Source organism: Oceaniglobus ichthyenteri, assembly GCF_003057885.1.
Taxonomy (GTDB): Bacteria; Pseudomonadota; Alphaproteobacteria; order Rhodobacterales; family Rhodobacteraceae; genus Oceaniglobus; species Oceaniglobus ichthyenteri.
Window position 1 is genome coordinate 22,220 of record NZ_QAGK01000005.1, and the last position, 15,185, is coordinate 37,404.

Here is a 15,185-nt window from a genome sequence, read left to right on the forward strand (position 1 = left end):
TCAGCCTCTTTCGATCGTCGTGCCTGCAAAGAGCGCAAGCGCAAGAAATTTCAACACACAGGGCAACACGGCATAGAGCGCCGTCAGCATAAAAAGCGCGGGCTCTGCATTGGGTTGACCGGGCTGAAATCCGGAAAATTCAAGAACAGGTAACAACGTAAGCGCAGCAATCGCCAGTGTCACCTTGGTTACAAAAGACCACAACCCGAACCCTTGTTCCGGGTTCGGGGCAATTTGCGCCATGCGTGTTGCAAAAATCGCAGGAAGCAGGGTCAGATCCGCGCCCAAAGCCACGCCCGAGGCGAAACAAATCACCGCAAACGCCGCCACATCCCCCGCACCCAGAAACGCGGCGTAGCCAAAGGATAAAATGGCCAGCCCCATGCCTGCCAATAGTGCCCGTTTGGCCCCGATTCGCACCGCGATCCGCCCCCACAGCGGCGCAGACACCGCCGCCGACAGGAAAAACAGCAACAAAAGCGGCCCCTCGGCCCCGGGTGCCGCCAGCCTGCTTTCGACGAAAAACAAAAACAGGGTCGAGGTGACGGCAACCGGCGTGGCATTGACCAGCGCAATCAACAACAGGCGGCGCGCCAGCCTGTCGCGCAGAATATGCGCCAGCCCGGTTTCCATCTGCGCCACCGGCGCGCCCTGCCATTCGCGCGCCATGGCAAACACCGCCAGCGCGGCCAACCCGACAAAGCCCCAGGCAAACAGCGCAAAGGGCGCGCCTGTTCCGATCAAAACCGTGGGGGCCACGGCGGCAATGCACACGCCCAACAACGCCCCGGTTTCGCGCCATGTGGCTAGGCGCACATGGCCGCCTGCGCCGATGACATCCGCTTTCTGCACCCCTTGGGCGTAAAACGTGATGGTCAGAAAACTGAACCCCGAAAACAGGCCCGTCAACGTCAGCCCAAACCAAACCACCGGCGGCAACGGTGGGGGCACGGCAAACAGCCCCACCATCGACACCGCCATCAACACCCCGCCAACCATGACGGATGCTCCGCGATACCGCCGCACACGTTGCGCCAACCAGCCCAACACCGGGTCTTGCACCACATCAATCAACCGGAGCCCGGCCAGCACAGCGCCCAGCGCCGCAAGACCGACACCGTAACTATCGACATAGAATTTTGGCGCGTGAATATAGATCGGCAAACCCGCCATCGCCAACATCGCCGCAAAGATCGAATAGCGGGGCAACCCAAAGGTCACCGGCTGACCTCATCTTGGGGCGGTTCGGGGCGCGGGCGGTATCCGGCACGTTTGATCCACAGCTTCAGCGCCTGCCAATGGATCAACGCCAACACCCGGCGCGACCCAAATGGGCGGCGCAGGCAACTGCGCAGGATCGTGGCATTGCTCAGCGGGCGTCGCGGCCCGGTCAGGGTGGCCAGCATCCCGCCATTACCGGCGCGATAATCGATCCAGACGCCGATCTTGTCGGGCCTTATATCAAAGCGAAAGCTGTAACTGCCGGTCACATCCTGAAACGGCGAGACATGAAAGATCTTTTGCGCCTCCAACGTGTCCTGCGCCGTGATCGGGCGCAGATCGGGATGATGGCACAGGTATGAGTGGCGGTCGCCAAAAGTATTCGTGACCTCGGCAATCACCACGGTTAACGCATCCCCCTGATAAATCAGCCAGAACGAAACCGGGTTGAACACATGGCCCAAAACACGCGGCTGGGTCAGCAATTCGATCCGCCCCATATCGTGCAGGTTGTGAGCCGCCAACACATCGCGCACCCATGGCGCACCGCGCCCCTTGCCCGGCGCGCCGCCATGATCGGCATCATAAAACCCCGCCAGCCCGCGGCGATTGCGGCGAAACAGACTGGGCCAGGCGGGCTTTGCCTCAGGCTCAAACAACACATAGTCGATGCTATAGCGAAACGCGTTTTCCACAGCGCCCCGCCGCCCGTGATAGGTAACCCCGTCGATATGATCGACGCGCCCGCTCACGCCACGGCGACCCCGGCGCGCGCGATCCGCTCGGCCACGTCATAGGCACTGGCCAATCCATCTTCGTGAAATCCGTTGCGCATCCAGGCCCCGCAATACCAGGTGTTGTTGGCGCCATTGAACCGACGCACATCCTTTTGGCCCTGCAACGCCGCCAGATCATATACCGGATGGCGAAACTCCACCTGATCGTAAATCTTGGCCGGGTCGATGGGCCGCTTGCTGTTTAGCGTCACAAACAACGGATCATCATGTGGGATCGGTTGCAAGGAGTTCATCCAATAGGTTAGATCGATTCGGTCGTTTCGCGGGCCTGCCGGTTCGGTATAGGCCCAGCTGGCCCAGGCCTGCCGGCTGCGCGGCATCATCGTGTCATCGCAATGCAGCACCACCTGATTGGGTTGATACCGCACCGCGCCCAGGGCGGCGGTTTCCTCGGGCGATGGATCGCCCAGCATCGCCAGGCTGTCATCGGAATGGGTGGCCAGAATCACCTGATCAAACCGTTCGGGCACGCCGCCTTTGGCCTTTATTGTCACACCGACACCATCGCGCGTGATCTGCTGTATCGGGGCCGACAGGCGAATATCCACGCCGCGCTGCTCCAATGATGCGGCCAAGCGGCGCACATATTCAACCGATCCACCCTTTACCGTGAACCAGGGGTGTTGCCCCGTGGCCGACAACAATGCGTGATTCTTGAAAAACTGCACCATTGTCTGCGCCGGAAAATCCAGAATGCCATGGGTCGGGGTTGACCAGATCGCACCAGACAGCGGCAGGATATAAAAATCACGAAACCACGCCCCGGTGCCCAGCTTGCGCAGGAAATCACCGATGGTCATTTCCGGATCATTGGCCACGTCGACCGCGCGACGGTTGAACGTGTTGATATCCCACAGCATCCGCAGGAATTTGGGGTTGGCCATGTTTTTCTTTTGCGCGAACACCGAATTGAAACTGCGCAACCCATATTCCAAAGCCCCGCCATTGATTGACGCGCCAAAGCTCATGTTGCTGTCGGCAATCGGCACATCCAGGGTTTCGAACAGTTTCACCAAATGGGGGTAATTCACCCGGTTAAATACGATAAACCCGGTATCGACCGGCTGATCGTCGCGCTTGCCTGCCATCACCGTGCGGGCATGGCCGCCCAATCGCGGCGCCGCCTCAAACATCACGACGTGATTGTGATCGGCCAGATAATGCGCGGCGCCCATGCCCGAAATCCCTGCACCAATCACGGCAATCCGTTGGGGCGCGGCGTTAAGTAGTTCAAATGGCATGGTGTCTCCGAAGTTATGTCGCAGTATATACGGCAGCCCCCAGACACCAGATCAAATCAAAGTTCCACAGTCATGTGATCCAACCTTTCGCGTCCTGCGTAATTGATACATGCTGACTGAAAATGTACATCATATCACATATGTGGCACCGCCCCTCCCGGGGCAGGGGCCGACCTTTGGTGATTTCAGCCCAGCCGGAGTGTGCGACACAACCATGACCGATCCCAGCAACACGCCAGACTGGGCCGACCATATGCGCCGCATCCACAAGATGCGCGATGAGGCCGCGTTCGCCGCGCTGTTTGGCCACTTTGCCCCCCGGGTAAAAGGATTTTTGATCCGGTCGGGCGCCTCGCAAACCCTGGCCGAAGAATGCGTGCAAGAAGTGATGGCAACCGTCTGGCACAAGGCGCATCTGTTTGACGGATCGCGCGCCGGCGTGTCCACCTGGATCTTTACGATCGCGCGCAACAAACGCATTGATGCCCTGCGCAAACAACGCCGCCCCGAACCCGAAGAGGTGACATGGGGCCCCGAACAAGAACCCGATCAGGGCGATGTTCTGGCCTTGCAACAGGAAACCGAGTTGTTGACTCAGGCCATGGCACAACTGCCCGAAAAACAACGATCATTGATAGAACAGGCGTATTTTTCCGATCTCAGCCATTCTGAGATCGCGGCACAGACCGGCCTGCCCCTTGGCACGATCAAATCAAGAATACGGTTGGCGCTGGAACGGTTGCGCCATGCCATGCAGTGAATGAAAGACCGAACCGAAATGGCACAGATCAATCACCACCTGTCCGATCAACTTCTGATTGGATATGCCGCCGCCACCCTGCCCGAGGCATTCAGCCTTGTGGTGGCGACCCATATTTCGCTGTGTGATGAATGCCGCGCCCGTCTGGGCGAATTTGAGGCAGTGGGCGGCGCGTTGATGAACGCATGTGCGGCGGCCCCCGTAGGCGATGATGCCTTGGCCAAAACCATGGCATTGATCCACCAGCAGCCGCAGGAACCGATGAAACCGCGCGCCGTTGCCAAGGCGGTATTTCCCGCCCCCTTGCGCGATTACGCCGGTGCCGATCCATCGGGGGTCAAATGGCGTTCCCTTGGTGGGGGCGTGCGCGATGCCCGCCTGCCCACCTCAAAAGACGCAACCGCGCGCCTGTTGTATATTCCGGCAGGCACCCACCTGCCCGATCACGGCCACCGGGGCCTTGAAATGACATTGGTATTGCAAGGGGCGTTTCACGACGAACATGACCGCTTTGCCCGGGGCGATATCGATCTGGCCAATGAAGACACCCATCACACACCCATCGCCGAAGACGGGGCCGATTGCATTTGCTTGGCCGCAACCGATGCGCCGCTTGTGTTCAACGGCCTTCTTCAAAGGCTCGCGCAACCGTTCCTGCGGATCTAAAGCGTGTCGCGCTCAATCGAACTCACCTATCCGAGTGAGCGCCAAACATTATAGACCCCATGGCCGCATCCCGGCCCTGGTTTTTTCTTGCTTCAAATATCCAAAGTTCCGCATTCGCCGCCCAACGACTCACGGTTATTCCGGCCCGCCGATTGCGGCCACTGACGAAACGTCGGCCTCCAGTTCCTCAAAGTCGAAATTATCCAACCGGGCGGCGCGTTTGCCGGCCCGTTCGGCGGCGGTGCCGATACCATCCAGATCGGCGCGCGCCTGGGTGAAATGCAGATCCAGCTTTGCCACCCGTTCCACCACAATTTCCACATCCCGGTGCAGGTGTTTCAACGTTTTGCGAATTGCGCCGGTCTGTTCGCGCATCCGCGCATCTTTCAGGATCGCGCGCATGGTGTTCAGCGTCGCCATGCAGGTGGTGGGCGATACGATCCATACCCGCGCCGCAAACCCGTCGCGCACCAGTTCGGGGAAATTGGCGTGTAATTCGGCATAGACCGCCTCAGACGGCAGAAACATCAGCGCGCCATCGGCGGTTTCGCCTTCCAGAATATACTTTTCCGAAATCGCCCGGATATGGGCGCGCACCGCCGTGCGCATCCCCGCCACCGCCGTGCGCATTTCGTGATCGGTGCTGGCGCGGCGCAGGGCCTCATAAGCCTCAAGTGGGAATTTGCTGTCGATCACGATGGGGCCAGGCGGATTGGGCAGGTGAATAAGGCAATCGGCGCGCCTGCCGTTGCTTAACGTCGCCTGCCAGGTAAAGCTGTCTTTCGGCAGCGCCTTGCCAACGATATCATGCAGTTGGATTTCGCCAAACGCCCCGCGCGTCTGCTTGTTGCTTAGAATGTCCTGCAGGCTCAATACATTGCCCGACAGTTTTTCGATATTCGCCTGAGCCTTGTCAATTGTTTGCAAGCGCTGCTGTAATTCGCCCAAGGATTGCGCGGTTTTGGTGGCCGATCCGGCCAGGTTTTGATTCATTTTTTCCGACAGGTCGGCCATCACCTGTGCCGTGCGCGCGGCCGACTCGCGCAGATTGGCATCCATCCGCCCCGAAACTTCGGCCAACCGGGCCTCCATCAATTGCAATGTGCGCGCCTGCGCCGCCGCCTGACTTTCGGCCACTCCGGTCAGCCCGCCCGACAATTGTTGCTGGCCATCGCCCAAGGCCTGCACCCGTTGGTTCATATACTGCACCTGTTGCGCCAAGGGCGCGATCATATTTGCCGTGCGCCCGGCCCGGCGCAAAGCCACAATCATCAGGACCAGAAACAGCAATGCCAGCGCCAAAGCCACCGCGCCCGCCAAAACCGCCGGATCGTTGAAATCAAGAACCGTCGCGCCAATCGTGATCATGTGCGCCCGAACAACCGTTCGATATCGGCCAGTTTCAGTTCAACATAGGTGGGCCGCCCGTGGTTGCATTGGCCGGAATGGGGGGTTGCCTCCATTTCGCGCAACAGGGCGTTCATTTCTTCGCCCCGCATCCAGCGCCCCGACCGGACCGAGCCATGACAGGCGACGCGGCTCAGCACCGCCTCGATCCGGGTTTGCACCGTGGTGCTGTCGCCCAGATCATCGAGTTCGTCGAGAATATCGCGCACCATCGCTTCGGCGTTGACGGTGCCCAGGATCGCGGGGGTTTCACGCACCGCCACCGCGCCGCCGCCAAACGGCTCAATCGTCAGGCCAAGGCGGGCAAGGTCGGGGGCAATCTCCATCAGCCGGGCGGTATCGCCCTCGGAAAGATCAATGATTTCAGGAATCAACAGCGCTTGCGCCGCAACCCCGCCCGCCGCCATCTGCCGTTTGAGTTTTTCATAGACCAACCGTTCATGGGCGGCGTGTTGATCGACAATCACCATGCCATCGGCGGTTTGCGCGATGATATAGTTTTCATGCACCTGACCGCGCGCCGCGCCCAATGGATAGTCGCGCCGTTCCTCTTCGGTCGGGGCCGGCGTTTCGGGTGCGCGGGCCATCACCGGCATCGCTTCGTCAAAACCGGGGGCCTGGGCGGTGTGGGCGGCACGCAGAATACCGGGCGCGGGGCGATCCATTTGGTACACCCGGCCTTGTGGCACCTCGGGCCGCATCGCGCCCAATGTTGCATCCGCCACGGTGGTTGACGCGCGATGCCCCGCATTCGCCAGGGCATGGCGCAGGGCCGAAACGATCAAACCGCGCGGGATGCCCGGATCGCGAAACCGCACCTCGGATTTCGCCGGATGCACATTCACATCCACCAATTGCGGATCGCATTCCAAAAACAGCACCGCCGCCGGGTGCCGGTCACGCGACAGAAAATCGTTATAGGCCCCGCGCAGCGCCCCATAGATCAATTTATCACGCACCGGGCGGCCATTGACGAACAGGTATTGCGTGGTGGCCGATCCGCGCGAATAGGTTGGCAAGGCGGCATATCCGGTCAGGATCAGGCCCTCACGCTCGGCTTCGATCCGCAGGGCATTTTCGGCAAAATCCGCGCCGATGATCCGCGCCAAACGGCCATGCAGCGCATCAAACAAATCGCCCGTGCCCGAATCGGCGCGCAGCACCACGCGCCCCTCGCCCCCGCCCGATACATCGCGCAAGGTGAAGCTGACGAACGGTTCGGCCATGGCCAGACGTTTCACCACATCGCCAATGGCCTGGGCCTCGGCGCGGTCGGTGCGCATGAATTTCAACCGCGCGGGCGTGGCATGAAACAGATCACGCAATTCGGCCACGGTGCCGCCGGTGATCGCCGCCGGGCGCACCGGATCGGCCACGCCCCCCGACACCCGCAAACACGCGCCCTCACCCCCGGCGACCCGCGATGTCAGGGTCAACCGCCCCACCGCCGCAAGGGAGGGCAACGCCTCACCGCGAAACCCAAAGGTGTGGATGTTCAACAAATCCGATCCGTCGATTTTCGACGTGGCATGGCGTGATAACGCAAGGGTCAGCGCATCGGTCGCAATACCACAGCCATCGTCGGTAACGCGGATCAGAGTTTTACCGCCATCGGCATAGGCAATTTCAACCCGCCGCGCCCCCGCATCCAGCGCGTTTTCAACCAGTTCCTTAACGGCCGAGGCGGGGCGTTCCACCACCTCGCCCGCCGCGATCCGGTTGATCGCCGTATCGTCAAGCTGCCGGATCACCGGCTGTGTTTCGCTTATCTGGGGGGAGTTCTGTGCCATGCCACAATGGATAGCATAGTCAGGTTTGATTCCGCCATGGGGGCCAATGGCGGAAATCATAATTTTTCGGGGTGAACGTGCCGCGGCAGGATCAGTTGGTCGGCTCAACCCCAACCGGTTGCCCAACAATGACAAAATGCAGATCTTCGGGGCGATACACCCGCTTCACCACCTGGTTCACATCGTCCAATGTTACGGCGTTCACCTTGTCATTGCGGGTATCGATATAATCAATCGGCAGCCCTTGCGCCTGCATCCCGACCAGTTGCCCGGCGATCTGCCCGTTGCCATCAAAGCGCAATGGATACGCCCCGGTCAAAAAGGTTTTCGCCGCTTCCAACTCGTCCGCCGTGACGCCTTGGGCGATTTTCGCCCATTCCGCCCGCACCACATCCACTGTTTCACCCACCCGGGCGTTTTCGGTCGAGGCTTGGCCCATCACCGCCTCGCCAAAATCATAGGTGGCCAGATAGGTGCCGATGCCATAGGTCAGCCCGCGCTTTTCGCGCACTTCGGTCATCAGGCGCGAACTGAATCCGCCCGCCCCAAAGATATGGTTGGCGACAAAGGCCGGGAAAAATTCAGGATCGTCACGATCAATGCCATCATGGCCAAACACGATCACCGATTGCGGCGTGTCAAACGGCACAACGGTCAGCCCGCCACCCTGTTGATACTGGGCCTCAACCGGCAATGGCGCGCCCTCTTCGGGCAGATCGCTCAGCAATCGGTCAAGCAATACGCCCAATTCTTCGGGGGTGATATCGCCCACAGCGCCCACAAACATCCGATCACGCACCAACACATCGCGCCGCGCCTGCACGATGTCGTCACGCGTCAGGGCGGTTACGGTTTCAATCGTGCCGCTGGCATCGGACCCATAGGGGTGATCGCCCCAGGCAAGGCGTGCCATGGTCTTTGATGCAATGGTGCCCGGATCGGTCGCGTCCGAGCGCAGGCCCGACAACACCTGTTCGCGCACCCGGTCGATGGCCGATTGTTCAAACGTCGGGTCAATGATCGCGGTGCGCAACAGCGCCATCGCCGCATCGCGGTTTTCACTCAGAAACCGCGCCGAGATTGAAACGCTGTCATTCCATGCCTCAAACCCGAAACTGGCAGCCAACGCTTCGCGCGCGGCGGCAAATTCCTGAGCGTTGAGATCGGCGGCGCCTTCCTCAAGCGTGGCCATCATCAGATTGACCGCGCCGCGTTTATCGGGCGCTTCGACGTTTGCGCCGCCTTTGAACCGGATTTCCAAGGCGGTGAACGGAATCGAATCCTCTTGCACCAACCACGCGGTGATACCGCCGGGCGATGTCACCTCTTGAATTTCAACAGCGGCGCGTGCGGGCAATGAAACCATCACCGCCGCGGCCAGGATAAATGCAAAACGGATCATTGAATCGCCTCCTCAGTGACGGTTTCGGGGGCGGTCAACCAGCCGGTGACGGCAGCGTTGCGGTTAAACACTTCGCGCGCGGCGGCGATGATATCTTCGGCCGTTACCGCCTGAAGAAGGTCAGGCCAGGTGGCGATATCCTCCAGCGTCAGACCGCTGGTCAGCGCCACGCCGTAATTGCGCGCGCGCCCTTGGGTGGAATCCAGCGCATAGATTTGTGCGGCGCGCAGTTGCATTTTGATCCGCTCAAGCTGTGCTGCGTCGACACCGCGATCAAGAAACGCGGCGATTTCGCGGTCCATCGCATCCTCGGCCTGTTGCAGGGTCACGCCCGGTGCGGGCACGATGATCCAACCAAAGGTTGTCGTGTCGTATGACGTGCCACTGTAAAACGCCGAAGTATAAAGCGCGGTCTGTTCTTCAAATTGCAACCGGCGGCCCAGTTCGCTGGTTTGCGAAGATCCGCCCAGAACCTCGGCCAACAGGGTCAGCGCGGCGGCCTTTTCCTGTGCGCCGGGGTCACGTTCGGGCGCAAGATAGGTTCGAATGACATAGGGCTGCGCGACGCGCGGATCCTCAAACACCAACCGGCGTTCGGCCAATTGCGGCGGTTCTTGCGGGCGCACCCGGTCGGGCAGATCGGCGGTGGGCTCCAACACGCCGTAATATTGTTTCGCCAATTCATGCACCTCATCGGGGTTCACATCACCCGCCACGATCAGGATCGCATTATTGGGCGCGTAATAGGTGCGGTAAAACGACAGGGCATCATCCAGCGTCAGGGATGCCATTTCATGTTTCCAGCCGATGATCGGGGTGCCGTAGGGGTGATTTTGGTACTGCGCCGCATTGCGCTGTTCGCCAAACAATGCGCCCGGATCGCTTTCGGTGCGCTGATTGCGCTCTTCCAACACCACTTGGCGTTCGGTCAGAATGTCGGTGCCATCCAGTTGCAGATTGCGCATCCGGTCAGATTCCATTTCCATCATCAATTCCAACCGGTTGGATGCAACCCGTTGGAAATAGGCAGTATAATCCTGACTGGTAAACGCATTGTCCGACCCGCCATTGTCGGCCACCACTTGCGAAAATTCACCGGGGGCCAATTTATCGGTGCCTTTGAACAGCAGATGTTCCAGATAATGGGCAATGCCCGAGGCCCCCGGCGGCTCATCCGCCGCGCCGACCTTGTACCACACCATATGCACGACAACCGGCGCGCGGGGGTCTTCGATCACCACCACATCCATGCCGTTGTCCAGCGTATAGGTGGTGACGGTATCATCGGCACTGGCGGCGATTGCGCCAAGGGGGGCCAAGATCAACGCAAGCGAAGACAGAAAACGGGACAGGCGGCGCATAAAGGCTCCTTCAGGCGGGGTACATCGTATCATATGTGTGCGACCCCGCGCCCGGATCAACCCATCTCTGGCCTCGGTGACAGGGAAGTGATTCAGCGTTTCTGTTCGGGCGGAACGGCAGGGGTGCGCACACCGGCCCGGCGGAACCGCTCCAACTCGCGGTACTGGTCCAGCTCGAATTTGCGGTACGCCTTGAAATAAACGCTGACATTGAACAACCGCTCCAACAGACGGCCATCGTTGTCACGGCGATATTGCAGATCAAGCGCTGCCAATTCCTGACGAATCGTGGGTTGCACCCCGAACCGCGTGGTGTGACCGATCAAGGCAGGGTCTTGCACGCCGCCCCCCGACAGGCGCCCGGGGTTTCCGCCCAGCGCGGCAACCGCATCGGCCTTTGGCGTGGGGTCTGTGCGGTTGGCCGAACCCGGCGTTGGCGCGGGCAGGCTGGCGTAACTTTCCGGCGCCTGCAGCGGTTTGGTGGGCAGAATGGCAAATTCATCCGGCCCGTTGCCCGGCGATTTCAGGTTCATCAGCTGCGGCTCATTTGCGCCACCACAGGCGGCCAGCAGCCCAAGCGCCACAAGTCCTGCTCCGATTTTGCCCAGCGTTGCGCCTGACATCTGCGCCTCCCTCACTCTTTGATCTTTGGTTTACCCCATCGCCGAACCCGCGTCACGACGAATTTCCGGGGCTTATCTCGCACGGGCCGATTTGCGCTTCTTGCCGTTGCCGGTGAATAAAACCAACCCCACCGCACCGATGAAGATCGAAATATCGGCCACATTGAAGGCATAGGGGTTTTCGATGCCACAACAGGACATATTCAAAAAATCCGCCACAGCGCCGTAAAACAGGCGGTCGACCACATTGCCCAACGCACCACCAATCAGCAATCCGGCCGAAATCATGCCCCACCGGCCCGGGCGTTCGGCGCGCATCCACCAAATCACCCAAACCGTGATTGCCAGCGCAACGGCGATCAACACCCAGCGCATGATGTTCACATCACTGGCAAACAGGCCAAAATTCACCCCCCGGTTCCACGCCATGCGCAGATTCAGATAGGGCGGCCAAACGTCGATCTCGCCGACCGACGCCAGATTCATCATATGCACGACAACATATTTGCTGATCTGGTCCAGAATGAAAACGAATCCCGCGGTTTTGAACATCATCCCCATATCAGTGCCGGAAATGCCGCATGCCGGTAAATACCATCGCCAGACCCGCCGCATCGGCGGCGGCGATCACTTCGTCATCACGCATCGATCCGCCGGGCTGGATCACCGCCGTCGCGCCGGCCTCGGCCACAGTCAGCACGCCATCGGGAAACGGGAAAAACGCATCCGATGCCGCGACCGACCCTTGGGTTAAAGGGGCATCCAACCCCAAAGCCTCGGCCATATCCTCCGCCTTGCGCGCGGCAATCCGGGTGCTGTCAACGCGGCTCATCTGCCCCGCACCAACGCCCACTGTCGCGCCGCCGTTGGTATAAACGATGGCGTTGGATTTCACATGTTTGGCGACGGTCCAGGCAAACAGCAGATCGTCCATTTCCGCCTCGCTTGGCTGGCGCTTGGTCACCACCCGCAGATCATCGCGCGATACCCGGCCACAATCCTTGTCCTGCACCAGATACCCGCCCGACACCTGTTTAATCACTCGCCCCGCCGCCGCCGCATCGGCCAGACCGGTGGTGGTGAGCAGGCGAAGGTTCTTTTTCTTGCTGAAAATATCCATTGCACCGGCATCAGCGCCGGGCGCAATCACAACTTCGGTAAAAATACCGCTGATCAATTCGGCGGTTTCAACGTCCAAAGGTTGGTTCAGCGCGACAATCCCGCCAAACGCGCTGGTGCGGTCGCAATCGAACGCCTTTTGATAGGCCTCGGCTAATGTCGCGCCCGTCGCCACACCGCAAGGGTTGGCGTGTTTGATGATTGCACAGGCCGGGCCCTGGCCGGCAAATTCCGAGATCAGCTCAAACGCCGCATCGGTATCGTTGATATTGTTATACGACAGCGCCTTGCCCTGATGTTGCACCGCCGTGGCCACGCCGGGCCGCGCCGATCCATCGGTGTAAAACGCCGCGTTCTGGTGCGGGTTTTCGCCATAGCGCATGGTTTGCGCCAGGGTGCCCGCCACGGCGCGGCGGCGCGGTGCCGGATCGCCCAACGCATCCGCCATCCATGTGCTGACTGCCGCATCATAGGCCGCCGTACGGGCATAGGCGATTTGCGCCATCTTCTGGCGAAAACCATAGGTGGTGCCGCCATGTTCGGCCAGTTCCGCCAACAACGCGTCGTAATCTTCCACATCCACCACAGTGGTCACAAACCCATGGTTTTTGGCCGCCGCGCGGATCATTGCCGGGCCGCCGATGTCGATATTTTCAATACAGGTGGCGTAATCGGCGCCCTTGGCCACGGTTTCCTCAAACGGATAGAGGTTGACCACCAACAGATCGATGCCGCCGATTCCGTGTTGCTCCATCGCGGCCACATGGTTTGGGTCATCGCGCAGGGCCAACAGCCCGCCATGCACCATCGGATGCAGTGTTTTCACCCGGCCATCCATCATTTCGGGAAATCCGGTCACATCCGCCACATCGCGCACATCCAGCCCCGCGCCGCGTAACGCCGCCGCAGACCCGCCGGTTGACAGCAATTCAACCCCCCGGTCGGCCAGGGCGCGGGCCAGATCCACCAGCCCCGTCTTGTCAGATACGGAAAGCAGGGCGCGGCGAATGGGGTGGGTCTGGGTCATGGCAGGTGTCCTTTTTGCGATCTTATCGGGCCTGAAGCGCAAGATCCTCACGCTCAAGGTCGCGGATCGTATCGGGGGTATCTTGCGCCTTGGCAAGCGTCCAGGACAGGCGCGTGGCATAATCAACGGCAATTGCCGACAAAACGATCTGTTTTGTCGCACGCGGCGCCAATCGACCACGTTCCAGATAAACCGAAGGCTCCAGTGTCAGCTTGGCATCGCCGGAGTGGCGAAATACCCAGATTTCACCGCTTTTCAGCGCCATCGACACCGCCGCACCGCCCATATCCAGTTCGCCATCCACATCGGCATGCAGATGAAACCGCACCTTGAACGGTATCCCTTTCAGCGCCGAGCGATCCAGCGCGCGGTCAAATTGCCGCTCGTCGGATTTTTCGACAGTGGCCAACACGTCTTCGCCGCGCACACCGCGCCCATCGTTTGACAGATACAATTGGCGCACATGGGTCAAACCGTGGGTGGCCAGATATCCGTCATGCCCAGCGATCAACCCATTTGCCAGATCGCTTTCGCGGGTTTCCATCCGCACATCGCGCGGCGCATCGACCAGAAGTTCGGCATTCTCCCCCGACATCAACCCCGAAACCCCAAGGCGCGCCGATGAATACCCCTCAATCGCCAGGGTTGAATGGGACGGGGTGGCGCGCCCGGCCCGACGCCATTTTTCGCCAAAGGTGCGCCCGGACCCGCAATTCACGATCAGGGGCCGCCGCCCCGAGGTCAGTTCAAACGCCAGGGTGCTGGCATGGCCCTGGGCGCTGGCCTCGCGCACGGGCGGGGGCGAGACATCGACGATCATCGTGGTGCGCCCATGGCTGAGCCGGGCAAACCCCATCGCCAACCCGGCGCGTTTGGCCCCCTTCACCTCAGACGCGGCAAGGGCGTGGTCCAACCGTCCTTCGGCACCGCGCCCGCCGCCGTGAAACCGCGCCAGACCGCCATCGGAATGGCGCAGGGCGCGCAAACTGGGCGCGATCCGCGCCAGTGCGGCCAAATGCGCCGCGCCCGGCACCCGGTCAGTTTCGCGCAGCCCCGCCGCCGCCCAGGACAAAAGGGTAAAGACCTCCATCAATTCTTCGGGGTTGCGGGTGGGAATGCCGCCCTGTTCATCAATCTGGCTGGTACATTCGCGCCCCAATGCCTTGACCGCCGGGGCGATGTGTTTTTCCATGCCGGTCAGGGCGATTCCGGCGTAAATCAGCCCGGTCAGCGCCTCAAACCGCGCCAGTCCCGGCGAGGCCGCGCTCCAGCGATGCGACAGGAAATTCGTCTGTTGCGCAAGCGAGCGGTAAAAGGCATCGCTTGTCGCCTTATCGGCCCCGTTCAGCAAAACCATCGCATGGTGGATCCACCGGATCAGACGGCGACCGGTCAGATCGGGCGTCCAGCCCGGCCCGGTGCCCCGGCCATACCGCGTGACCCAGGCATGGGTCCAGTTGCGCATCCGCAGATTGGCCGCGCCATCGGACACGGCGGCCAGATCATCAACCCAGGTGAACCCATGCAATTCCTGTTCGAACGACAGATCGGGCATCGGCAAATCCCAGATCGCGGTGTCCGGCGCCTCGACCAGATATCCGGCAAACAGGAAATTTCCGGCGGAAATTTGCCGCCCCCGGGCGAAACTGCCGATGGTGCGCGGCTCGGGCTGGCTGACCAGCCCGGTGGCCGGCGCGCTCAGGGTGCTGAGGCGCGCGCGCAAACGGTTCATCCAGCGCGTTTTTCGCACTTTCCAGGGTTCAGATGTGGA

13 protein-coding genes are annotated in these 15,185 nt (G+C 60.8%); 2 read left to right on the plus strand and 11 right to left on the minus strand.

The features are described from left to right. The 3 genes from C8265_RS08920 to C8265_RS08930 are packed head-to-tail and all read right to left on the minus strand — an operon-like array spanning nt 1 to nt 3,259. A complete protein-coding gene (locus C8265_RS08920; protein ID WP_108483892.1) occupies nt 1–1,182 on the minus strand; it encodes an MFS transporter in 1,182 nt (393 codons plus the stop codon). A gap of 35 nt (nt 1,183–1,217) precedes the next feature. After that, nucleotides 1,218–1,973 carry a DUF1365 domain-containing protein gene (locus C8265_RS08925; RefSeq protein WP_108483667.1) on the minus strand — a complete coding sequence of 252 codons (756 nt, stop codon included), beginning with the start codon at nt 1,971–1,973 and terminating at the stop codon, nt 1,218–1,220. Next, the gene (locus C8265_RS08930; protein ID WP_108483668.1) at nt 1,970–3,259 is read right to left on the minus strand and encodes an NAD(P)/FAD-dependent oxidoreductase; all 1,290 of its coding nucleotides are present in this window, start codon (nt 3,257–3,259) and stop codon (nt 1,970–1,972) included. The genes C8265_RS08925 and C8265_RS08930 overlap by 4 nt, the downstream gene beginning before the upstream one ends. Nucleotides 3,260–3,473: 214 nt before the next feature. Between C8265_RS08930 and C8265_RS08935 the strand changes: the two genes are divergently transcribed. Together C8265_RS08935 and C8265_RS08940 are read left to right on the plus strand one after the other, a co-directional pair. Beyond that, nucleotides 3,474–4,019 carry a sigma-70 family RNA polymerase sigma factor gene (locus tag C8265_RS08935; RefSeq protein ID WP_108483893.1) on the plus strand — a complete coding sequence of 182 codons (546 nt, stop codon included), beginning with the start codon at nt 3,474–3,476 and terminating at the stop codon, nt 4,017–4,019. Next, entirely contained in the window at nt 4,020–4,685 is a 666-nt protein-coding gene (locus tag C8265_RS08940; RefSeq protein WP_240611029.1) for a ChrR family anti-sigma-E factor, read from the plus strand. It abuts the gene before it with no gap. A gap of 135 nt (nt 4,686–4,820) precedes the next feature. Here C8265_RS08940 and C8265_RS08945 read toward each other — a convergent pair whose 3' ends face one another. The 8 genes from C8265_RS08945 to C8265_RS08980 form a co-directional block, all read right to left on the minus strand. Beyond that, nucleotides 4,821–6,053: a DNA recombination protein RmuC gene (locus C8265_RS08945; protein WP_108483669.1), complete on the minus strand. Its 1,233-nt coding sequence runs from the start codon at nt 6,051–6,053 to the stop codon at nt 4,821–4,823. Beyond that, on the minus strand, nt 6,050–7,882 hold the full coding sequence (mutL, locus tag C8265_RS08950) for a DNA mismatch repair endonuclease MutL (RefSeq protein ID WP_108483895.1): 1,833 nt from the start codon (nt 7,880–7,882) through the stop codon (nt 6,050–6,052). The genes C8265_RS08945 and mutL overlap by 4 nt, the downstream gene beginning before the upstream one ends. 91 nt (nt 7,883–7,973) lie before the next feature. Beyond that, a complete protein-coding gene (locus C8265_RS08955; protein WP_108483670.1) occupies nt 7,974–9,284 on the minus strand; it encodes a M16 family metallopeptidase in 1,311 nt (436 codons plus the stop codon). Beyond that, a complete protein-coding gene (locus tag C8265_RS08960) occupies nt 9,281–10,645 on the minus strand; it encodes a M16 family metallopeptidase (RefSeq protein ID WP_108483671.1) in 1,365 nt (454 codons plus the stop codon). Before C8265_RS08960 ends, C8265_RS08955 begins: the two co-directional genes overlap by 4 nt. Before the next feature lie 92 nt (nt 10,646–10,737). Next, nucleotides 10,738–11,268, minus strand: a complete 531-nt coding sequence (locus C8265_RS08965; protein WP_108483672.1) for a DUF3035 domain-containing protein — start codon at nt 11,266–11,268, stop codon at nt 10,738–10,740. A gap of 72 nt (nt 11,269–11,340) precedes the next feature. Continuing rightward, a complete protein-coding gene (gene lspA / locus C8265_RS08970) occupies nt 11,341–11,829 on the minus strand; it encodes a signal peptidase II (RefSeq protein WP_108483673.1) in 489 nt (162 codons plus the stop codon). A 1-nt stretch (nt 11,830) separates the two neighbouring features. After that, nucleotides 11,831–13,414 carry a bifunctional phosphoribosylaminoimidazolecarboxamide formyltransferase/IMP cyclohydrolase gene (purH, locus tag C8265_RS08975; RefSeq protein ID WP_108483674.1) on the minus strand — a complete coding sequence of 528 codons (1,584 nt, stop codon included), beginning with the start codon at nt 13,412–13,414 and terminating at the stop codon, nt 11,831–11,833. Between the two features lie 22 nt (nt 13,415–13,436). Continuing rightward, complete coding sequence (locus C8265_RS08980) at nt 13,437–15,146, minus strand: heparinase II/III family protein (protein WP_108483675.1); 1,710 nt, start codon at nt 15,144–15,146, stop codon at nt 13,437–13,439. Nucleotides 15,147–15,185: the final 39 nt, after the last annotated feature.